At 53.1% G+C, this 21,568-nt stretch carries 21 protein-coding genes; 14 read left to right on the top strand and 7 right to left on the bottom strand.

From position 1 onward, the window contains the following. Positions 1-28: 28 nt before the first annotated feature. Positions 29-1,693, bottom strand: coding sequence for a DNA repair helicase XPB (locus HP435_RS19360; protein WP_173597782.1), 1,665 nt, complete (start codon positions 1,691-1,693; stop codon positions 29-31). Between the two features lie 142 nt (positions 1,694-1,835). On the opposite strand from HP435_RS19360, the gene HP435_RS19355 reads away from it, so the two are divergent. The 5 genes from HP435_RS19355 to HP435_RS19335 all read left to right on the top strand — a co-directional run bounded on the left by HP435_RS19355 (position 1,836) and on the right by HP435_RS19335 (position 7,183). Beyond that, positions 1,836-3,158 carry a hemolysin family protein gene (locus HP435_RS19355; protein ID WP_122964813.1) on the top strand — a complete coding sequence of 441 codons (1,323 nt, stop codon included), beginning with the start codon at positions 1,836-1,838 and terminating at the stop codon, positions 3,156-3,158. 123 nt (positions 3,159-3,281) lie between these two features. Then, positions 3,282-4,289, top strand: a complete 1,008-nt coding sequence (locus HP435_RS19350) for an ABC transporter substrate-binding protein (RefSeq protein ID WP_122964814.1) — start codon at positions 3,282-3,284, stop codon at positions 4,287-4,289. A 90-nt stretch (positions 4,290-4,379) separates the two neighbouring features. Then, positions 4,380-5,432 (top strand): ABC transporter substrate-binding protein, encoded by a 1,053-nt coding sequence (locus tag HP435_RS19345; protein WP_122964815.1) that lies wholly within the window; start codon positions 4,380-4,382, stop codon positions 5,430-5,432. Between the two features lie 28 nt (positions 5,433-5,460). Then, the gene (locus HP435_RS19340; RefSeq protein ID WP_122964816.1) at positions 5,461-6,393 is read left to right on the top strand and encodes an ABC transporter permease; all 933 of its coding nucleotides are present in this window, start codon (positions 5,461-5,463) and stop codon (positions 6,391-6,393) included. Next, the gene (locus HP435_RS19335; protein WP_063230093.1) at positions 6,386-7,183 is read left to right on the top strand and encodes an ABC transporter ATP-binding protein; all 798 of its coding nucleotides are present in this window, start codon (positions 6,386-6,388) and stop codon (positions 7,181-7,183) included. The genes HP435_RS19340 and HP435_RS19335 overlap by 8 nt, the downstream gene beginning before the upstream one ends. Positions 7,184-7,192: 9 nt before the next feature. Here the strand turns inward: HP435_RS19335 and HP435_RS19330 are convergent, their stop codons facing one another. After that, complete coding sequence (locus tag HP435_RS19330; protein ID WP_173597781.1) at positions 7,193-8,422, bottom strand: MDR family MFS transporter; 1,230 nt, start codon at positions 8,420-8,422, stop codon at positions 7,193-7,195. A gap of 132 nt (positions 8,423-8,554) precedes the next feature. On the opposite strand from HP435_RS19330, the gene HP435_RS19325 reads away from it, so the two are divergent. The 7 genes from HP435_RS19325 to HP435_RS19295 all read left to right on the top strand — a co-directional run bounded on the left by HP435_RS19325 (position 8,555) and on the right by HP435_RS19295 (position 15,006). Then, the gene (locus tag HP435_RS19325; RefSeq protein ID WP_173599606.1) at positions 8,555-10,354 is read left to right on the top strand and encodes an SgrR family transcriptional regulator; all 1,800 of its coding nucleotides are present in this window, start codon (positions 8,555-8,557) and stop codon (positions 10,352-10,354) included. Positions 10,355-10,545: 191 nt separating this feature from the next. Then, positions 10,546-10,971: a TerB family tellurite resistance protein gene (locus HP435_RS19320; protein ID WP_063230096.1), complete on the top strand. Its 426-nt coding sequence runs from the start codon at positions 10,546-10,548 to the stop codon at positions 10,969-10,971. Between the two features lie 151 nt (positions 10,972-11,122). After that, entirely contained in the window at positions 11,123-11,935 is an 813-nt protein-coding gene (gene surE, locus HP435_RS19315) for a 5'/3'-nucleotidase SurE (RefSeq protein ID WP_122964819.1), read from the top strand. Next, positions 11,928-12,968 carry a hypothetical protein gene (locus tag HP435_RS19310; protein ID WP_122964820.1) on the top strand — a complete coding sequence of 347 codons (1,041 nt, stop codon included), beginning with the start codon at positions 11,928-11,930 and terminating at the stop codon, positions 12,966-12,968. The genes surE and HP435_RS19310 overlap by 8 nt, the downstream gene beginning before the upstream one ends. A 148-nt stretch (positions 12,969-13,116) precedes the next feature. Then, complete coding sequence (locus HP435_RS19305; RefSeq protein ID WP_063230099.1) at positions 13,117-13,599, top strand: hypothetical protein; 483 nt, start codon at positions 13,117-13,119, stop codon at positions 13,597-13,599. A 92-nt stretch (positions 13,600-13,691) separates the two neighbouring features. Further along, a complete protein-coding gene (gene thpR / locus HP435_RS19300) occupies positions 13,692-14,288 on the top strand; it encodes an RNA 2',3'-cyclic phosphodiesterase (RefSeq protein ID WP_122964843.1) in 597 nt (198 codons plus the stop codon). Between the two features lie 49 nt (positions 14,289-14,337). Then, positions 14,338-15,006: a hypothetical protein gene (locus HP435_RS19295; RefSeq protein WP_122964821.1), complete on the top strand. Its 669-nt coding sequence runs from the start codon at positions 14,338-14,340 to the stop codon at positions 15,004-15,006. Positions 15,007-15,096: 90 nt separating this feature from the next. Here the strand turns inward: HP435_RS19295 and HP435_RS19290 are convergent, their stop codons facing one another. The 3 genes from HP435_RS19290 to HP435_RS19280 all read right to left on the bottom strand — a co-directional run bounded on the left by HP435_RS19290 (position 15,097) and on the right by HP435_RS19280 (position 17,332). Further along, the gene (locus HP435_RS19290) at positions 15,097-15,975 is read right to left on the bottom strand and encodes a M23 family metallopeptidase (protein ID WP_173599607.1); all 879 of its coding nucleotides are present in this window, start codon (positions 15,973-15,975) and stop codon (positions 15,097-15,099) included. 157 nt (positions 15,976-16,132) lie between these two features. Beyond that, entirely contained in the window at positions 16,133-16,609 is a 477-nt protein-coding gene (locus tag HP435_RS19285) for a chemotaxis protein CheW (protein WP_173599608.1), read from the bottom strand. 201 nt (positions 16,610-16,810) lie between these two features. Further along, positions 16,811-17,332, bottom strand: a complete 522-nt coding sequence (locus HP435_RS19280) for an ADP-heptose synthase (RefSeq protein WP_122964824.1) — start codon at positions 17,330-17,332, stop codon at positions 16,811-16,813. A gap of 112 nt (positions 17,333-17,444) precedes the next feature. Here HP435_RS19280 and HP435_RS19275 point away from each other — a divergent pair, with 112 nt between their 5' ends. Both HP435_RS19275 and trpB read left to right on the top strand, forming a co-directional pair. After that, positions 17,445-18,110 (top strand): TerC family protein, encoded by a 666-nt coding sequence (locus HP435_RS19275; RefSeq protein ID WP_122964825.1) that lies wholly within the window; start codon positions 17,445-17,447, stop codon positions 18,108-18,110. Between the two features lie 160 nt (positions 18,111-18,270). Beyond that, the gene (gene trpB, locus HP435_RS19270; RefSeq protein ID WP_063230105.1) at positions 18,271-19,437 is read left to right on the top strand and encodes a tryptophan synthase subunit beta; all 1,167 of its coding nucleotides are present in this window, start codon (positions 18,271-18,273) and stop codon (positions 19,435-19,437) included. A gap of 66 nt (positions 19,438-19,503) precedes the next feature. Here the strand turns inward: trpB and HP435_RS19265 are convergent, their stop codons facing one another. Beyond that, the gene (locus HP435_RS19265; protein ID WP_173597778.1) at positions 19,504-20,592 is read right to left on the bottom strand and encodes an HD-GYP domain-containing protein; all 1,089 of its coding nucleotides are present in this window, start codon (positions 20,590-20,592) and stop codon (positions 19,504-19,506) included. 142 nt (positions 20,593-20,734) lie between these two features. Continuing rightward, on the bottom strand, positions 20,735-21,352 hold the full coding sequence (locus tag HP435_RS19260; RefSeq protein ID WP_122964828.1) for a MerR family transcriptional regulator: 618 nt from the start codon (positions 21,350-21,352) through the stop codon (positions 20,735-20,737). Positions 21,353-21,568 lie beyond the last annotated feature (216 nt).

Raw genomic sequence — 21,568 nt, 5'->3', positions numbered from 1 at the left:
ATGTGACGCTGGCTTCTGTCGAAACGTTTCAGACCAGCATCTCGTTTTCTATAATTTCGTATGGATAGCCTTGTTCTACGAGAAAAAGCTGACGATGGAGCGAAAACTCCTGCTCTCTCGTATCGCGTGTAACGAGTGTATAAAAGTGGGCAGTGTTGTTGTCCGTTTTCGGTCGCAAGATGCGTCCCAGGCGCTGTGCTTCTTCCTGACGGGAGCCGAACGTGCCGGAAATTTGAATCGCGACGTTGGCGTCCGGCAAATCGACGGCAAAATTGGCTACCTTGGAGACGATCAGGCGTGTGATTTCCCCTTTTTTAAATTGTTCGTACAGCGTCTCGCGCTCTTTTTCCGGGACTTTGCCCGTAATCAGCGGAAGCTGCAAGGCGGTTGCCATTTGCTCCAGTTGATCGACGTACTGGCCGATGATCAACACTCTGTCGCCCTCGTGGCGGTCGAGCAGCTTGCGGACCACTTCGAGCTTTTTCGGGTTTTCGGCAGCGATCCGGAACTTTTGCCGGGCGGTTGCATGTGCGTACGCTTCCCGCCATTTTGGCTCAAAAGGCAGCCTGATTTCGCGGCAACGCGCTTCCGCAATCCAGCCAGCTTCCTCCATCGCTTTCCAGGGAACCTCGTACTTTTTCGGGCCGATCAACGTAAAGACGTCTTCTTCCCGGCCGTCTTCCCTGACGAGCGTGGCGGTCAACCCGAGTCGGCGTGTAGCCTGGATGCCGGAAGTAACACGAAAGACAGGTGCAGGCAGCAAATGCACCTCATCGTAAATAATAAGCCCCCAGTCACGCTCTGAAAAGAGTTTCATATGAGGAAATTCATCCAGAGAGGTGGGGCGGTATGTGAGAATTTGATAAGTTGCCACAGTTATCGGCTTTACTTCCTTGTGATCTCCGGTGTATTCGCCAACAAGATCGGGGTCCAGTTCGGTTTTGTCCAGCAGCTCGGAAATCCACTGGCGCACGGAGGTCGTATTCGTCGTCAAAATAAGGGTAGCGGTCTGCAATTGCGCAATCGCGCCAATGCCGATGACCGTTTTCCCGGCTCCACAGGGCAGGACGAGCACGCCGCTGCCACCCGTAACCGCGCCGCCCAAGTGAAAAGCATCGACAGCGTCTTTTTGATAGGAGCGCAAAGCAAACGGCTTGCCCGACGCACTGGTCTGCCGCAAGCTGACCGGACAGGCTTCTCCTTGCGAATACCCCGCCAAATCCTGCACAGGCAGTCCAAGCTTGATCAGCTCCTGCTTGATCAGCCCGCGTGCGTAGCTTTTGAGTGTATAGCCTTCTTCGAACAAGGCCGCGATCGATTTGTATCCGGTCAGCTCTGTGAGAACAAGAGGATCGTCACTATTTAATACGAGATCATCCCCGTGACGTTCCAACCGAATCAGCCCGTATTTGCGCATCGTTTCTTCTATTTCTTTGACGAGCGTTGGCGGCACGCCGTATTTGCTGTATGCGCCAAGCACTCCTGTTACTTCATTCGGGGAAAGTCCGCTGGCTGCCGCATTCCACAGCGACAACGGGGTAATCCGGTATGTATGGATGTACTCCGGACTTTTCAGCAATTCGCAAAAACCGCTGATGGCCTGTCTTGCCTCCGCAAACAACGGATGTTGTGTTTCCAATAATACAGTGCGATCGCTTTGGACGATCATCGGCAAGTCTGGACGATAAGACAAAAGATTCACCTCGTTACAAACGGCATATGAATCAGCACTATGGTATCACAATCCGGAAAAGAAAGAAAAACAGACAGGTAACATTTGCGATAGGATGGGAAACAATATCCCAAAGCAATGGACGGAAAGGGAGGCGGGGAGAATGGGAATGTGGGGAAGCTTGTTTAACTTGGGTTTGGTCTTGATCCTCGTTTTCCTCAACGGCTTCTTCGTTGCAACCGAGTTTGCCGTGGTGAAAGTGAGGGAGTCGCGCATTGCCCAGCTCGTGGCAGAAGGCAACAAACGGGCGGAGAACGTGGAGCAAGTCATCCACAATTTGGATGCTTATTTGTCTGCCTGCCAATTGGGCATCACTCTCGCCTCGCTCGGACTCGGCTGGCTTGGCGAGCCTGCTGTGGCTCACTTGCTGCATCCGGTATTTCGCTACTTCCAGCTGAACGAGACGCTGGTGAGCAGCATTTCCTTTATTATTGCGTTTTCCGTGATCACTTTTTTGCATATCGTGCTGGGCGAACTGGCTCCGAAGACACTTGCGATTCAGCGCACCGAAATGGTCGTGCTCGCTGTCAGTCGGCCGATCCAGCTGTTTCACAAAGTCATGTATCCGTTTATCGCTTTGCTGAACTGGTCGGCAAGCCGCATCCTCGCCTTGTTCCACATTTCCATGGAGCCGCATCAGGAGGCGCATACAGAAGAAGAAATCCGTATTCTGGTCAACGAAAGTCACAAAAGCGGCCTGATCGACCAGACAGAGCTGATGCTGGTAGACAACATTTTTGATTTTTCCGAGACGATGGCGCGGGAGATTATGGTTCCGCGAACCGATATGGTTGTGCTCAACGTGCGCGATCCGTTTGACGAAAATGTCCGCCTCGTGCAAAACGGCCGATTCACCCGCTATCCGGTCGTCGATGGCGACAAGGATCACGTCGTGGGGAGTTTGCACATCAAAGACATGCTGACAGGGCTTTTGGAAGGCGAGCACAGCGATCTGAAAACGTTGATGCGCCCGGTTTTGACGGTTCCCGAGACGATCTCGATCAGCCGTCTGCTGACGATGCTGCAAAAACAGCGCGGGCAAATGGCGATCATCATCGATGAGTACGGGGGCACGGCTGGCTTGGTGACGCTTGAAGATATTATGGAAGAAATCGTCGGCGATATCCAGGATGAATTTGACGACGAGCGTCCGGAAGTAGAAAAGAACGACGGCATGCTGTCGCTTGACGGCAGAATGCTTTTGGAGGAAGTGGGCGACTACCTGGACCTCGATTTGGAATCCAGCGAGGTCGATACGCTGGCCGGGTGGATTTACATGCAAATCGACCATCCGCCCCGCGTAGGCGACCGGGTGCGGGAGGGCAAGTTCGAGTTTGTGGTGGGGGAAGTCGATCACTACCGGATTACCAGGGTTCTCGTGAAAAAAATGCCAAATGCAGAGGAAGAAACCGGAACGGAAGATTGATGAAAAAAGCTTTTCAGGACGCAATAATATGCTATAATGGGACACAAGTTGCACAAATGCAAGATGCCTTGTTACCAGAGGGTGATCAGGCACAGAGAGCAGAGCTTAGAGGAGGAAGTACAGATGAGACGAGCAGTCAGTATGGCACTGACCACTTTGCTGGCCATTTCTTTGGCAGCATGTGGCAATCAAACAGGTGGACAAAATGAAGCAACAGCGACCAGTTCCGGCCAAGGCCAAACGGTGAAGCTGGGCTTGACGCAATTCGTAGAGCATCCCGCTTTGGATGCGATTCATCAAGGAATCTTGGATGGCTTGAAACAATCCGGCTACGAAGAGGGCAAAAATCTGGAGGTTGACTACCAGAACGCCCATGGCGATATGAACAACACGGTATCGATTGCGCAGAAGTACGCCGGAGACAAGAAGGATTTGGTCGTAGCGATTGCGACTCCATCCGCTCAGGCTGCAGCCAAGGCGATTACCGACAAACCTGTTTTGTTCAGTTCCGTAACAGATCCGATCTCGGCTCAGCTGGTCAGCAGTCTGGAAAAACCGGACAAGAACGTGACTGGAACGAGCGACAAAGTATCGATGGAACAACAATTGAAGCTGATCAAAACCTTCCTGCCCCAGTTGAAAAAGCTGGGCGTGATCTACACCACCTCCGAGGTCAACTCTGAGGTACAGGTAAAAGAGCTGGAAGAGGCAGCGAGCAAAGAAGGCGTAGAAATCATCAAGGCGGGCATTTCGCAGCTTTCCGAGGTGCAATTGGCAGCTCAGGGACTTGCTGGAAAAGCTGACGCCATGTTCATTCCGATTGACAATACCGTCGTGTCCTCTTTTGAGGCTGTACTGGGAGCAGCGGAAGCGAACAAGATTCCTGTTTTTGCTTCCGACACAGACACCGTAAAACGCGGCGCAGTAGCCACGTACGGCATCGACTACTACCAGATTGGCAAGCAAACAGGCGAAATGGCTGCCCGTGTCCTCAAAGGACAAGCGGTTGCAGACACTCCTGTCGAAATTTCAAAGCAGGCCGACCTGTACATCAATGAAACAGCAGCCGGGAAGTTTGGTCTCACGATTTCAGAGGCACTCAAACAGCAGGCGAAAGAAATCACCAAGTAAAAAGAGAGCGTCAAGCTCTCTTTTTATTCTTTTAAAACTGTTTTATCCGTGTTAAAATTAGAAAAAATTTTTCAAGGGGGCATTTATCACATGTTCAAACAGAAAAAGACTATTAGAAAAATTCAGAGTTTTTTATTTCCTTTGCTGCTTTTGTCTGTTACCGCATGTGGACAGCAAAGCGCTACCCCGGCGAGCAACGAGCAGACTCCACCTGCTTCGAACCAGCCGGCGCCAGCTGCTGAAACCAAACAGTTTAAAATCGGGATTTCTCAGTTCGTAGAGCACCCGGCATTGGATGCAGCACGCGAAGGCTTTGTGGCGCAGCTTGCCAAAAACGGATACGAAGACGGCAAACAAGTAAAAATCGACGTCAAATCAGCGCAAGCGAGCATGGATACAGCAATCTCCATCGCGCAAAAATTCGAGTCTGACAAAGTAGACCTCGTACTGGCGATCGCGACGCCGACCGCTCAGGCTGCTGCCCAAACAAGCAAAGACATTCCGATCTTGTTTACGGCAGTAACCGATCCGGTAGAGGCAGGTCTGGTAAAAGCGATGGATAAACCGGGAGCAAACGTGACAGGTACTTCCGACATGAACCCGGTGGAAGAGCAATTGAAGCTGATCAAAGAATTGAAGCCAGATGCGAAATCAGTTGGAGTTATCTACAGCTCCGGCGAAGTGAACTCCAAAGTGCAGGTAGATGCGGCGAAAGCAGTAGCGGACAAGCTGGGCCTGTCCATTCAGGAAGCAGCGATCACCAGCGCAACAGAGGTGAAGCAAGCGGCTGAGTCGATGGTAGGCAAAGTAGACGCGTTCTACGTGCCGACAGACAACATGGTCGTATCGTCGATTGCAGCAGTCCTGAGCGTTGCCGAAGCGCAAAAAATTCCGGTCATCGCAGGGGAAGAAAACTCCGTGAAGAGCGGTGCAATTGCTACTTACGGAATCGACTACACCAAGCTCGGCGAACAAACAGCAGACATGGCAGCAAAAATCTTGAAGGGCGAAGCGAAGCCGGCAGACATGGCTGTCGAGATGCAGGCAGACATGAAGCTCGTATTGAACAAAAAAGCAGCGGAGAAAATGGGAGTGACCATTCCGCAATCCATGCTCGACCGCGCTGGCGAAGTGATCGAGTAATAATCGCAGCAACAGGAGGATTTCTTCTATGAATTTGGCAATAATGGGAGCCATCGAGCAGGGCTTGCTATTCGGAATTTTAGCTCTGGGCGTGTATTTGACCTTTCGCATTCTAAACGTACCTGACTTGACGGTAGATGGCAGCTTCGCCTTGGGCGGAGCGATCGCAGCCAAGTTTATCATCGATGGAACCAACCCGTACCTGGCTACTCTCCTGGCGTTCATCGTCGGGGGATTGGCAGGGGCATTTACCGGCGTTTTGCATACAAAAGGAAAGGTCAACGCACTGCTGGCAGGGATTTTGACCATGATCGCGCTGTACTCGATCAACCTGCGGATTATGGGAAAGGCGAATTTGCCTTTGCTGCGTGAAGATACGTTGTTCACCTATGTAAAAGATTTGAGCATTCCCGACTTGACGGTAGGCGGCGTCACTTTGCTGACTGGCGTATCCATCGTATTTTTCGTCGGAGTTCTCGTGCTCAAGCTGGTAATTGACTGGTTCCTGCACACCGACCTCGGCCTCGATCTGCGGGCGACAGGGGACAATCCAAAAATGATTCGCAGCTTCGGAGTGAATACGGACACGACCACGATTATCGGTCTGGCGCTGTCCAACGGTCTGGTAGCTGTGTCTGGCGCTTGGGTTGCCCAGTTCCAGGGCTTTGCCGATGTCGGCATGGGGATCGGGATGATTGTGATTGGTCTTGCTTCTGTTATTGTCGGGGAAGTGCTGTTCGGCAGCTCCTCCATTTTCCGCGTCACACTCGCTGTCATTCTCGGTTCGATTGTGTACCGTTTGGTGATTGCCCTGGCTTTGCAGGCGGGATTGAATCCGTCCGACATGAAGCTGATTACCGCCTTGATCGTCATTGTCGCATTGACTGTTCCGACCGTTGCCAAAGGAATCTGGAAAAAACAAGCGGTACGCTCGGTAAGGGGAGGAAACAGCAATGCTTAAAATTTCCTATGTTAACAAAGTGTTCAATGCGGGCACCGTCAATGAAAAAATCGCGTTGCGCAATGTAAACTTGCACGTCAAGCGCGGAGAGTTCATCACCGTAATCGGCAGTAACGGAGCCGGAAAGTCGACGATGATGAACATGATCTCCGGCGGGCTGTTCCCGGACAGCGGAACGATCACGATTGACGGCAAGGATGTCACGCGCCTGGGCGAGCACCAGCGGGCCGAATTGATCGGTCGGGTGTTCCAGGACCCGATGGCAGGTACTGCGCCGAACATGACGATTGAAGAAAATTTGGCGATCGCGCTCGGGCGTGGACGCCGCCGCACGCTAGGCTTCGGAGTGAACAACCACAAGCGCGAGTTGTTCCGCGAGCAGTTGAAGCAGCTTGACCAAGGACTGGAAAACCGTTTGAAAACAAAGGTGGGATTCCTTTCCGGCGGTCAGCGTCAGGCGCTCAGCCTGTTGATGGCTACATTTACGGAACCGAAAATTTTGCTGCTGGATGAGCATACGGCAGCGTTGGACCCGAAAAGGGCGCAGCTCATTGTCGAGCTGACCGACAAGATTGTCGCTCGCCACAAGCTGACGACGATCATGGTCACGCACAACATGGAGCAAGCGCTGAACATGGGGAATCGCCTGTTGATGCTGCACGACGGCGGGATCATTCTCGACATTCCGGATGAGAAAAAACGAACCATGAAGCCGCAAGACTTGCTGCGCGCCTTCGAGGCAGCCCGTGGCGGAGAGAGCTTCAGCGAAGACCGATTCTTGTTGACCTAACGCTTTTCATCAGCCTTCCTGCGCGAGCGGGAAGGTTTTTTCTTTGGCGGTCAAATAGCGGTGCATGGCGAACGCTCCAATGACCAGGATGCCAGCGACGATCGTGAACAGCAGCGTGCCGCCGTAGTGCAGCAAGACCAGACTGCCCAAATACGGGCCGCACATGCGGGAAATATCCCAGTGTGTCCCGGTGATGGCAAAATATCGGCCGCGCATCGAGGATGGCGCAATCCGCGTGACAAAAGCGAGCAGTTGGGTCAAGCCGACGCTTTCGCCGATGACGAGCAGCACTTGCATGGCGAGCAGAAGCGGCAAGGAATCGATGTAGGCATAACCGAGAGCGACGAGGAAGAAGCAGCCGTATGATGCGGTGATGAGCCAGCGAGCGGGCATGTGCTGTGTCCACTTGACGAGCAGAAATTCAAACATGATGAGCAAAATCCCCTTCACAGCGATGAGCAAGGCGAGAGCTTGCAAATAGTCGGGCAGCGTATTTTTCATGTGCAGCTGCAAATTTGTTTCGGTTTGCGCATAGAACAGACTGATCGGCAGTGAAAGCGTCATGATCGCCAATGCCGGGCGGTATGCCTTCCATGCTCCTCTACTGAAGCGTGGCGCTTTCTCGTGAGCTGCTTCCGCCCATTCCGGCAACGGCGTTTGCGGGATTTTCCACAAGACCGCCGCCGCGTAAACGAAAAGCGAGATCGCGGTAAACAGAAAAGCCATCGCCGGATTGTACTTGTAGAGAATCACGCCAAGGAGTGGCCCGATTGCCGCCCCAATGCTTGAGGACGTATTCAACAGAGCAAAAGCACTTGCCATTTGCCCAGGCGGGATCGTATCGGCCAGATGGGCGCGGCTTGCCGGGATGAACAGGGAGCGGCCAGCGCCGTTGAGCACGTACAGGACGGCAAAAGCGGCGATAGAATCGGCAAAAGCCATCCCGAGCATGGCGAAGCCTTGAATCAGCAAGGCAACGAGCAGCATCGTTTTGCGCCGAATCCGGTCAGTCAATCCGCCCGCGAACAAGGTCAGCAAAATCTCGGAAAACGGCTGCAAGCCGATCACCAGCATGGTGAGTGTGACGGAGCCGCTGATGTTTTCGCTCAAGTACAGGACGAGAAAAGGCGCGATCATCGTGCTGGACAGGGAAGTGAGCGTTTCCCCGAACAGACGAACCCACAGCAAGGCAGGGTATTCCGCGATAAAGTTGCGGAAGGAAGCGGGGAGCAGATGCATAGACGTGTGTCCTTTCTCCGGAGGTTCCGGCTTGGTGGTTGGTTCTTCGAATTGTAAGCTGGCGGACGACACAGAAAAAGCGTACGATTAGGGGAATCATTTTTTCATGTTTTTTATTGGCGGTGAAATGAGATGCAACTGGTTGAACAATATCTTCGTTTATGTGCGCTGAGGCCAACCGTTTCGGTCGGTCGTCCGCTGGAGATCACGCTGGCAGAAGTCGCGGCGATTTTGTGCTGTACGCTGCGCAATGCCACATTGACATTGAAAAAAATGCAAGCCCGCGGCTGGCTCGGCTGGCAGCCGGGACGAGGCAGGGGGAATCATTCCGTTCTGACCCTCCTTTTGGAACCGGCAGATTTGCTGCTGTCTGTAGCCAAGGAGCTTGCCCAAACAGGGGAAATTCGCGCGTCCCAGGAACTGATGCAGCAATACGGGGAGGCGTGGCCGACTTTTTCGCAAAATTTTTCACTCTGGATGAAAAGTCAGTTTGGAGCGCGGGTGACGCGGGAAAAGGGTAGTAATAGCCGAGTCGATACATTGCGCTTGCTGCTCGATCGCCCGTTTGAAGCACTGGACCCGATTCACGTTTTGCTGCGTTCGCAAACGCATTTGGTCAAGCATCTGTTCGATACGCTTGTCCGGTTTGATCCGCTCACGAAGCGAATAGAGCCGCAGCTGGCCTTTCATTGGGAGACGGACGAGAGCGGAAAGCGCTGGACGTTTTACTTGCGAAAAGGCGTGCTGTTTCACCATGGCCGCCTGCTGACTGCTGACGACGTCCGTTTTTCCTTGCTGCGCCTGATGGAGCAATCGTTCAAGCATCGCTGGCTGGCTCGTTCTATCGAGTCGGTAAACGTCTGTGATGACTATGTCGTGACGATTGAGTTGAAAGAGCGGGATGAGCTGTTTTTGCAAGCGTTGAGCAAAGAACAACTGTCGATTGTCCCGCGTGACTACACCGAGCAGATGGGGGAGCAGTTCTCGCGGTTGCCGGTAGGGACAGGGCCGTTTCGCGTTGTGCGCCACGACGATTCCATGCTTGTCCTTGAGGCGTTCGCGCCGTATTTTGCCGGGCGGCCGTTTTTGGACAAAATTGAAATCTGGTGCGTCCCTGGCATGGGACAAGCGGACTGGACAGATGAGAGCGTGCTGACTGTGGCGAAAGCGAGTTCGCTCCAGGAAGCGGAGGCAGAGCCTGCGTGGAACGAAGTCGCCCGGCAGGAGAAATGCTTTCAGTACGTCAGCTTGAATGCAGCCAAAAAAGGCCCTTTGGCGGACGCTTCCTTTCGCAGCTTGCTTGCGGAGCTTTTGGCTGGCCCTGCGCTCAGGGAGGAGTTGAAGGGCGGCAGGGAGCAGGCGGAAGTATGGGGAGGATATCGGCAGACGGCAGGCTCCACTCCAGACGATCCAGCGGAAATCGCCCGCCTGGTAGATGCAAGAGGCTACGGCAAAGAGACGCTCAGCCTGTACACTTATCCAGACGCGGATCACATCGAGGATGCCGAATGGATTCGGGACAAGGCCAAAGCGTACGGCATTCCGATCGAGATTCAGTACGCCACTCCGGAAGAACTGGCTTTACCTGCCTTGCTGCAACACGCTGATCTCGTCGTCGACAGCGCCAATGTGGACGAGCGAACGGAGCTGTCGCTCGTCGAGTTTTTGCTGGCAGAAGCTTTGAGCATCACGCACCATCTGACTGCACACGGCAAAGCGGAGCTGGAAGGGCTGATTCGCAGCTTGGGGCAAACTACGCTGACAGAGGAGCGTCAGACGATTGTGCGCACGATGATGGAAAAGCTGATGGCTGATCATATTTTTGTGCCCCTGTACGCCAATCGCGTCGAGATGAAAGCACACCCTCGTCTGTCGGGAATCAGCCTGGACGCGTACGGCTGGATCGATTTTCGGACGGTCTTTGGGCGATAATCGCATTCTCTGCCTTTGTTCATATAGGGAATGGCCGACTTCGCCCGCAAATGTGGCGAAATCGCGCCTCCCAGCCAAAGAGAAGCAAAAATTTGTCACACATTCATATGAAACCGCTTTCCTTTTTTATCGTATTATTAGATGTATATATCATCGTTTGTTTATTACTTGTTCGGAGGAGGAACGACACGTTGTATACCAAAACGGAAAAAGACAAACATATTTTGTTTGCATCCTTGCGCTTGATGATTTGCGTCGGGCATGCCGACGGTTATATAGGTTCCCGGGAAGTTGACCGCATTCATGACATTGTCAATTCGGAACATTTTACGCTAAAAGAGCGGCAAATCCTCATGGATGACATCGATTACCCGAAACGTCCCGAGGTGATCGTAGAAGACATGGTCGACCTGAGCCAGAGCGAGAAGCTCGTCATGATGCGCAAGCTGTACCATATGGCGCTGATTGACCGGAAGCTGTCGCCGCTGGAGACGAAGGAAATCGCGCGCATCGCTTGCCTGATCGGCATTTCCCAGGAGAAGCAGGCGCAAGTGGAAGAATGGATTCGCGAAGGGATCGCCTGGCGCGATCGCTGGAAAGAGATCGTCGGCGACTAATTACGACCCCAATCGCATTGGGGTCTTTTTTATTGTCCAGATGTGTCGCAAGTTGCGGGCGGGAAGCTTGGCTTGGCAAAGCTTTCTAAAGTACAATAAAAGGAAGTGTGAAGCAAATGCGACTAGGCGCCACGATGAAGGAGGAGATCTTATGTTGCGAATTTTAGTTACGAATGATGACGGCATCGAGGCATTGGGCATCAAGCGGCTGGTGGAAGCGCTGCTCGTACTGGACCAGGCAGAAATCTTTGTGGTGGCTCCCGATGAGGAAAAAAGCGGCGTTGGCCACGGGGTGACCTATCGCACGCCACTGGCAACGGAAAAACGCGACTTTTACGGTCTTCCCGTCAAAGCGTGGGCGGTGAACGGCAATCCCGCCGACTGCGTGAAAGCCGCCTATCATTTGCTGTTTGCGGCAGAAGAAAAGCCCGATATCGTGTTCTCGGGAATCAACGTAGGGACGAATTTGGGGCGCGACATATATTACTCCGGCACATGCAGCGGGGCCAGAGAAGCGGTTATTTTGGGAGTTCCCGGCGTTGCCCTGTCCTATGACAACTGGTACGACCAGGAAAATTACGGCGACGTCGTACAGATGATCGCGCCGCTCGTGAAAGATTTTGCGGAGCGAGCCGGAAAAGGCGAATTGGCGCCAGAAGTTTTCTGGAATATCAACATTCCGCACGTCCCGCTTGCGCAAGTCAAAGGGATTGTTCCGGCGACGCTTTCGCTGCATCATTATGAGGACAAGTACAGCGAAGCAGCAGAAGGATATTTTTTGATGCGGGAGTACCCGCAGGTGATGCCGATTGCAGAGCCGTATGACTACGACCTGGTGAAGCATGATTACATCGCCGTCACGCCTGTCCATATCGATGCCACGGATCGTTCGCTGCTCAAGCAGATGGACGGCTGGCCGCTGATGCAGCCATGGGAAAAGCAGGGGGAGCAGCCAGATGAATGAGGAGTTCAATCCCGTGCTTGCCCCGGACCCGGCTCTGCGCTCTCCCGTCAAGGAGACGCAGGGCGAGGTTCTCGATAAGCACGATTTTTTCGACTTGTACCAGCTCGCCAGCGAAGCGGGGCTGCCTTATTTTGCCCGCATGAACGGAACAGGAGAGGTCGAGCTGTACCTGGTGTTTGAATCGGTGGACGCTTTTGTCGAGCAGACGCGGGATGCTGTCTCTGTTGAGTTCAAGACGTATCAAGGCAAGCTTTTGGGCGTGATCTGGACGCTGTCTGATCCGCTCCAGCCGCTCGGCTTTCCGCTCACTTTTGACATCCAATTGGCGGAGCAGCGGGGAATGGCGTTGCGAATGCTGGAACAGCCTTGTACGCTCCTGCACTATTTGGCTTACGGGGAAGGCGAGCTGACGCATATTTACTCCGAGTCCATCTTTTTTTCCGCAGGAGAGGTCGAGCGCACCCGGGAAATGATTCGTTCCCTTTTTGAGGGGAAAGTCGAGACGATCCCGCAGGAGGCACAGGTGCGCGAGGAAGAAATGCGAAGCATCGCGGCACTGTCTTTTCCCGACACGGTTTTCACGGAAGAAGGGCTGGCTTTTGTCCTCGACTACAGACGGATGCAGGCCGTACATGGCGAAGAAGGCGCCCAGCACCTGCTGATGAGCACCGTTCGCCAGGCTGTCTGGGTGATGCGCAGACACGCGCGCAGCGAGGTGCGGGAGTCCGCGTTTACCGTATGGGTGGCGGAGCGCGGCGAACTGCTCGATCTGATTGTCACCCCAGGGCTTGGGCACTTGTTTGAGGTCATCCACATGGCAGAGGAGGACGCCAATCCGTTTTCCCGCTTCCTGTTGACGCTGCCGGAATATGTGGAGACAAAAGAAGTTTCTGCGCTCGGTCTGGGCGCGTATCCGCTTTTGCGCTATGAAAATGGCGTACTCTATCATTTGGAGCTGGACGAAAATGTACAGGCGCATCTGCAAACCCTGTTCGTGAAAGCGTTTCCGGGCATGCCTGTTCCGTATCAGTAAATGTTGCAACATTGTGAAATAGCATTTTCATAGGAATCTTTTGCCCTTCGATGAAATAAGGGTAAATAAGTCATTTTTCAACAAAGGATACGACAAGGGGAAGTACGAAGTAATAAAGCAGATAATCCGTTGGGGAGAGGTGACGACGATGTACGCTGTAGAGCCCGATTTGTTCCAGGCTGTTTCCGATTGCGCTCACCGTTTTCAAGGGGAGATCGAACAATTGGCAAAGCGTCATGCACTAACGATTGAGGGAGGTCTGCCTGCGCTTGAATTGCAGGTGCAGCCCCAATGCCAGGCTTTGCTGGAGTACAACTTGTGGGGGGAAGCGGGACTCGTCGCGATCCACGGCAAACTAAACTTGCGGGGCGGAGTAAAAAAAGACTCATTTTCCATCATGATGAAATTCTCGCTGTCTCATGATCCGGAACTGGACATCGAGGGCAAAAAACTGCGGATTGAGGAAATTTTGTACGGCGAAGCTGACCTGTTCTGGAACATACCTCCGGCGGGGCATGTCGGGCACGTCGAGCTGACACTTCGCTTCACCTATCAACCTGGCTCTGGACGACTGGGCGAATATGTGCGCAGCGTTTTGGGCATCGTAACCGGAAAGATGATGGCTGCCTAAAGCGGCGTAGATGGTAAAATGGCTCTCCGTCACAGGAGGGCTATTTTTCGTTGAGGCAAGAAGGCAGCCAAAAGGAGGACGAAAAGACGTCTATGCGTTTGTTCGTGGCATTGGATATTCCAGAAGAGGCGGTTCAATATATTTCCGCTGTCCAAGAACGGCTCAAGCCGGAAGTGATGGCAGACAGATGGCAGCCGCTGCACAATCTGCACCTGACTCTGCATTTTCTCGGAGAGGTGGACGAGCGGCTTGTCCCGGCTGTTTGCGAGGACATGGACATCGTCAGCGCGATTATCGAGCCGTTCACCTTGCGCATCGGCGGCTTTGGCGCATTCCCGCACGCCCAGCATCCCCGCGTCTTGTGGCTCGGGCTGCGCGGGCAAACGAATCCGCTGAAGCAGTTGCATCTCTTGCTCGCCAGACGTTTTGAGCTGCATGAGGGCGTGGCGTATGACCGCAAGCGCTATCGGCCGCACATCACGCTTGCCCGCGGGCCGCAGGCAGGAAGCGAGGGACTGCCGCTCATGGACTGGAACGAGCGGTTTTTGGCTCCCGATTCGCCGCGCTGGAAAGTACGGCATGTCCATCTGTACCGTTCGGAGCTTTTGCCAGAAGGAGCCGTGCATACCGTGATTCATACGAGCACGTTTGATAAAGATCACAGCAAAAAACGAGCGGTACCTGAATAGACTAAGAAAAGGACCAGGGGAAAGCTTTCCAGAAAGCGGTGGAAAACGGATGGGTGAGTTCACGACCGGCATTCTTTATCCACGCAAATACGAACCGAAAGTGCTGATTGCCTTGTCCAAGTCTTCGCAACCGTACTTCCACAGAAACATCAATGGCGACTGGAACGCATTTTTCCTGCAGGATGAATGGATTGAAACCTCCTCGACGCTTGATTTTTTGCTTACACTGTCGAAGCAATTCGTGCCGCTGCTTTGGTTTCATGATGCAGAAGACAATGGCTGGGGGTTTCGTCTGTTCGATGCTGGCTTCGAGGTCTCTTCGGCGACGATCAGCTATTCACTGGATGTGGAGATGGCAGAGGCGGAGTTCGGCAGACTTTATCCGGAGATTGACCTGCAGGAAAGAATTACAGACAGCGAGGACGTTCGGCAAAAGTATGAAGACATACTGGACCGGGTTGTGCGTTCGGAGTTGTATCGGCGAGAGGTAGGGAAGGGAATTACCCGCATCAAACCGCAATCCTTCAACCGGATCGCGGGCCCCAAACAGGTGCAGCAGCTGCGCTCGCTGTTCGACTTGCAACTGCTGACAGACGTAGACGATGAGACCGGGGCTTCACTATTGTACGACTCAGTCGATCTTTTCAAAGAGATTTTAGGGATTGAGGAAATGGTATGGGTCAATTATGCGTACTTGGCAAGCGGAGGCAGGGAGTAACGACAGAAAAGGACGGGGGCAGATGGCTCCCGTCCTGCTTTTGTTTGAGCGGTCGGTTGAGCGATGCTAGGGGCGAAGGAGCGGGGCGATTCAGCTGCCGACGAACATGCCCTGGATGATCGGTTCCTTTTCCGAAAAGCGAATCGGGATGGAAATCGCCGTGTACAAGTTCACGGCATTCGACACTTGAAAATGCAAGTGAGGCTCGCTGGAGTTGCCAGAGTTGCCGCAACGTCCGATGATTTCTCCTGCCGACACGATGTCGCCGGGCTTGACCGTGATGGAATGCTGCTTCAGATGGGCGAGCAGGCTGAACTCGCCCTGCCCGTGATCGATCTCGACGAAGTTTCCCGCAGGCTGTTCCTCGTTCATCACGCCGACTGGCGCGTTGTCCGGCACATCGCTTGCGACCTTGACCACTTTTCCGACGCACGGAGCCACGATGGGCTGATCAAAAGCGTAATAGCTCTCGTTGACAGCAGGATCGCCGTGACAGGAGCGCCCTTCTTTCATGATCAAAAAGTCGTAGGCGTAACGCTGGTTGTCGTAGGCGTAGTGATAGTTGATCAGTTCGTTTTTCCCGCCCCAAAAAGTAAACCACGTTCCCTGAAAAGGCAGGCGGTACAGATGGCGGCTGCAAGCCTGGTCTGTGTCGGGATGAGACGTCAGGTGGGAAAGGCGCAGCCCGTGAATGATCCCGTCTGCATCGATGGCGGCAGACAAGCCCTTTTGTCCGTCGCAAGCCGTCCAGACGAAGCGCGTCATCGCATTCAGCGGCACGACAGACAGTGGCTGTTCCTCGTAGCATTCCAGATCGCGATGAAAATCGGCGGCGAAGGAAATAAATTCTTCCCTGCTAACCTCGTCCCGAAAAGCGCTGCTGCACATGTCATACAGCGCCGAGTATTGTCCGCTGCTCAAAGCAAGCGGGATGGCACGAGCCAGCGGGAAAAGCGGGTGAGCAAGCATCGAAAATCACGCTCCGTATGCAAAAAATCTCAACAGCTAGTACGAACCAGGTCGCGCTCAAGTTTCCTGGCGTGACATCCTCGGCAAAAAGGAACAGAGTCAGCAAAAAACCAGTACCAACGACGTGTACTGGTTTCCTTCAGCCATAAATGTCTGCTTATTTTTTCCACTGACCAAAAATTTCATCGATATTCAGCAGCATGATCAGCTTGTCATCTAGACGGGCAATGCCTTGCAAATACTTGCCCTCGACACCCGCCACGATAGGGGGAGCCGGTTCGATCAGGTGCTGCGGAATGTTCATGACTTCGGATACCGCATCGACGATGATCCCGATGTTCAGCCCTTCCAGCTGCAAGTCGACAAAGCGGGTGTCGTCTGTTTGTTCCAGCGGCTCCAGGCCAAACATTTTGCGCAGGTTGACGATCGGCAAAATTCGTCCGCGCAGGTCAATGACGCCTTCTACATACTCAGGCGATTTGGGGAAACGGGTGATCGGCAATGGCTTGATGATTTCGCGCACCAGCGCGATGGACAGCCCGTAATACTCACTTCCCATTTTAAACAAGATCGATTGGGCCGTTGCAGCTTCCCCCTCCCAATCTGTGCCGCTGTTTCGCTTTGTCAGTTCCATCTATACAATTCCTCCCCGGACCACTTTCCTATGTCTTTACCCATATTGTACCATGGACAAACCTGTTGGGCGGCATTTTTTCCATCTTCGTGCCCGGTTTGCCAAGCGAGCAATTTTTCTTAGGAGAAACAGCCATAATAGAAAACGAACAGACCAACAAGCGAAAAGGCTCGTCAGTCTGTTCGTCTGTTTTTTGGCGCATTACGGCTCGCGCAAGTCGTTGAGCGAAATGCCTTGCTCCAGGGCGAAATCAAAATCATCCACATCGTAAAATTGAACAGGCACGATATATTCCAAAATCCGATCCTGAAAATCGGGCTGGTCTGTGAGCAGCGGGACTTCAAAGCGTACGGACGTCAGCAAAAGCTGCGTCTCGACAGGATCAAATATTTCTCCCCACATGGCATTGTCCTCTACCTTGATGACGGTCAGCGTAACGCCGTTCGGAAAGGCAAAAGGAACTTTCGACCAAGGGGCAATCAGTCCTTTTTCCAGTCGTTTGCGATTGAATGGATCGGCAAAAAACTGGCTCATTTCCTGCATGATCCGGCGCACATACTGATCGTCACCGGAGTAGGGCATGATTGGCTCAGGACTCTGGATAAATTCGTCCAATTCATAGATTGTCGACGCGGGTATCAGATATTCTACCGGTTGCGATGGGACCATCAACTCCCCGTAGATAGCCAACATAATCGCTTCAATAACGAATTGTTTCGACATTTCGACAACCCTCCTCGTTACCATCATACTGAAATCGCGGAGTGACAACAAGCCCGGACAAGCTGTTCATGGCAGTAGCAGAACCGAGTAAACCGAAACGGAGGAACTATCCTTGGTTGATCCTGACTTCTTTTCTTCGCTCTTGCTGATTATCACCATCAACATCGTCCTCAGCGGAGACAACGCAGTCGTCATCGCGATTGCTTGCCGCAGGCTGCCTGCCGAGCAGCAGAAAAAGGCGATCGTTTGGGGAACGACGTTGGCTGTCATCGTGCGGGTAATTGCGACGATTCTCGCTGTGTACCTGTTGAAAATTCCTTATTTGTATTTGATTGGCGGGACGATTTTATTGTGGATCAGCTACAATTTGTTGCGCGAGGGAGACGATCAGGACGACATTGATGCCAGCGAGGATCTGGTTTCTGCCGTGAAAACAATCGTGGTCGCGGATATCATGATGGGGCTGGACAACGTGCTTGCGATCGCGGGCGCAGCCCAGGGAAACATTTTGCTGATTGTCATCGGGCTACTCATCAGCGTCCCTCTGATGGTCTTTGGCAGCCAGCTGATCCTTCGCGTGATGGAGCGGTTTGCTTGGCTCGTCTACTTCGGCTCGGGTGTGCTCGCACTCGCCGCGGCCAATATGATTTTGACGGAGGAAACGGTTCGGGCCTGGGTCGATCCGTATCCGGGGCTGGCTTTTTTGGTCAAAGCGGTGTTGGTTTTGGCGGTATTGCTGTTAGGGTACAGGCAGCGCTCAAAAGGAAAAGCGAGTTGACAAGCGGGAGGAATGAAGCGGGAAGCAGCGCGTTTGTGCTCCCCGTTTTTTGTGAAAAGGAAGTTTCAGAATAAACTTTACATTCATTGACAAATCCGCTTTCTATCTTATATGATTGAAAAAATTAGAAGAGTCTAGTTTTAGCTGAGGAGAGATGAGCATGTCATTGACAGAACAGACGAAAAAAGGATACTTTGGCGAATTTGGCGGAAGCTTTGTGCCGCCGCAGCTTCAGGAAGTGCTGGATTATTTGGCGGAGCAGTTTGAAAAGTACAAGGACGATCCCGAATTTAACGAAGAGTTCAAGTATTACCTGAAAGAATACGTGGGGAGGGAAAATCCGCTGACCTACGCCCGTCAGCTGACAGAAAAGCTCGGCGGCGCGAAAATCTACTTGAAACGCGAAGATTTGAACCATACAGGTGCACATAAAATCAACAACGTCATCGGGCAAATCCTGTTGGCAAAGCGCATGGGCGCGCATCGCATTATCGCGGAGACTGGCGCGGGGCAGCACGGTGTAGCTACCGCCACAGCTTGCGCGATGTTCGGCATGGAATGCATCATTTACATGGGTGCAGAGGACATGAAGCGCCAGTCCTTGAACGTGTTTCGGATGGAGCTTTTGGGGGCAAAAGTCATCGGGGTGTCCAAAGGACAAGGCCGACTGAAGGACGCCGTCGATGAAGCGCTGAACGACCTCGTGGAAAACTACGAAAATACGTTTTACTTGTTGGGCTCCGCTGTAGGGCCGCATCCATTCCCGACGATGGTCAAGCACTTCCAGGCGATCATCAGCGAGGAATCCAAGCGCCAAATTTTGGAGAAGGAAGGTCGCCTGCCTGATGCCGTGATCGCTGCGGTAGGTGGCGGAAGCAACGCAATCGGTGCGTTCGCGCATTACATCGACGAGCCTTCCGTGCGCTTGATCGGCGTCGAGCCTGATCAGGCACCGACTTTGAACGAAGGGGTTCCGGCAGTGCTGCACGGGTTCAAATGTCTGGTGCTGCTCGATGAACAAGGGGAACCGAAGAAGACGTACTCGATTGCAGCCGGTCTGGATTACCCGGGAATCGGCCCGGAGCACAGTCAGCTCAAAACGAGCGGACGAGCCGAATACTACACAGTGACGAACGAAGAGGTGCTGGCAGCTTTTCAGGAGCTGTCCAAGGCGGAAGGCATCATCCCAGCGCTGGAGAGCGCCCATGCAATTGCCCATGCCCTCAAGCTCGCCCCGACGCTTTCGCGGGAGCAGATTTTGATCGTCAATCTCTCGGGTCGAGGCGACAAAGACGTCGAGCAAGTGTTCCGTCTGTTGAACGAATAGTTGCCCATATAAAAGAAAAGAGCAGCCTTCTTCCAGCGAAGAGGCTGCTTTTTTATAACAACGTATCTATAGCGTTTTGACGATGGTCACGCTCATCCAGTCTTTGTCGTACAGGTTGATCTCAAAAGGAGAAGCGACCTCTGAGCCGTCCTCGTTGGTCAGGATGCGAATGATCGGCCGATTGACCGCGAGCGGATTGACCCGCGAGACGACCCCTGTATGCCCGGAACTGAGCAAGACGGTAGAGGAGATCGGAAAAATCGCGACATGCTGCAAGAACAATTTGAGCAGGTCGAGGTCAAAATACGTGTTCCCCGAAGCAAACAAATACTCGGTCGCATCGCTCGGCGAGTAGCTTTTGCGAAAAGGACGCGGGGAGATCAGCGCATCGTACACATCCGCGATCGCGACAATCCGCGCGTATTCGTGGATGTTTTTTTCACAGAGCTGACGGGGGTAGCCTGTCCCGTTGTAGCGCTCGTGGTGTTGCAGCGCACAGTGCGCGGATACGACAGAAATATTGTGCTGGCTGCGCAAAATGTTGAAGCCGTCTTCCGTGTGGTATTGCAGGCGCTGCCGTTCTTCGACGGTCAGTTCCTTGCGCAAGCTCCACAGTTCCTTTGGCACCTGCGTCATTCCGATGTCGAACAGCAGAGCGCCAATCCCCAGCTCCATCATTTGCTGCTGGTTGTAGCCTTTGGCCAGACCGACGACTCCTGCGAGCACAGCAACGTTGACGGCGTGGTGAAAAAAATAGCCGTCCATGACATGAAGATTGGACAAATTGACCAAAACGTCTTTGCGGCTGCTCAAGTCCTGCATAATTTCCCGGAACACCTTTTGAAAGGTGCTCCCGAAATCAGGAAGGGACGTGCGGCGCTTGATCTGCGGCTGATCCATCAGCGTCGTCATTGTTTTGTAGACGGTATCGACGGCTTCTTTGCGCGTCTCGTCGCGGATCGTGTCTTCGGGTATGATGTCTTCGGTGCGCTTGTCCTGAATGTAGAGCGTATCAATCCCCAATTGTTTGAGACGTTCAATGTAGCGTTCAGTCAGTTGTACACCCAGACCTAAGAGGACGTTTCCGTTTTCCTGAAAAATGCTTTTGGCAATGATATCTCCCGGCTTTACTGAAGTAATATGCAATTTTCTCACAACGAAAGCCCCAGTCCTTTGTCGATAGAATGTAAATAGTCCTGATTTTCAGTCACATCGTATAGTCTAATTCTATCATATGGAAAGACCGGGACACTACCGCTTCCTGTCACTTCGCCAAATTGTCGTTTTTTTCCACTTGTTACTGCTCGGCGGCGCGGTCGGAGCGGGTAAACCAGCGGAACGGATTCAACGACCAGCGCGGCTCGTGACGGGCGTAGCGCTCCTTGCGACGAGTCAGGCGCTGCTGCATCAAATCCATTTCAAATGTGACGCGGCGCATCTCCAGGCGCAATGATTCCTGCATTTCCTCGATATCCGCGATCTTTTGCAAAATGGTCGATTGCATGCTGTTCAAAGACGACAGCTGCGTCAGTTCCTGCTGAAACTTCACCAGCGTCTCGTGGACGGCAAGCTCCATTTCCCGCATGCCGGACTCCACCTGGGTGCCCGCACTGAAAGCTACAGCCGTTTCTTCCGCGCTGGCGCACTCCTCGACTGCCAGCATTTCTTCCGACAAACGCCCTTCATCTATGAGCTGTCGCTGAATTTCTTTCAGGGAGCTGTTTCCGCTATCCTTGCGCTCTTTTACTTCTCGCAGCAGGGCGAAGCCTGCCTCACTGATCAAATAGTGACCCTGCGGATTTTTCAGACGTTCCTTGACAGGTACGAACAAGTCCAGCCAGTTGCGCAGCGTACGAACGTGCACGTCAAGGCGATCAGCTACCTCTTTCGAAGCCATCCAAACTTGTACATCCATCCCGAATCACTCCTTTTTCCCCTGGGTATTCCCGGTGGACTCATTATAGCACCATTTTTTTCCGGGTAAGAGAGAATCGACAAAGGTTCTAAAAAGTAGTGGCATTTCGTCTGATTTGGACAGACCGTTGTTTTTTGTCACAGATTCGCGAGCAGGACGAAATGGCTGCTTCCACTCATAATGGCCCGGACAGGCGCGTACATATGGAGGGAATAC

Source organism: Brevibacillus sp. HD3.3A (assembly GCF_013284375.2).
Classification (GTDB): domain Bacteria; phylum Bacillota; class Bacilli; order Brevibacillales; family Brevibacillaceae; genus Brevibacillus; species Brevibacillus parabrevis.
This window is presented reverse-complemented; position numbering and strand designations above follow the sequence as displayed.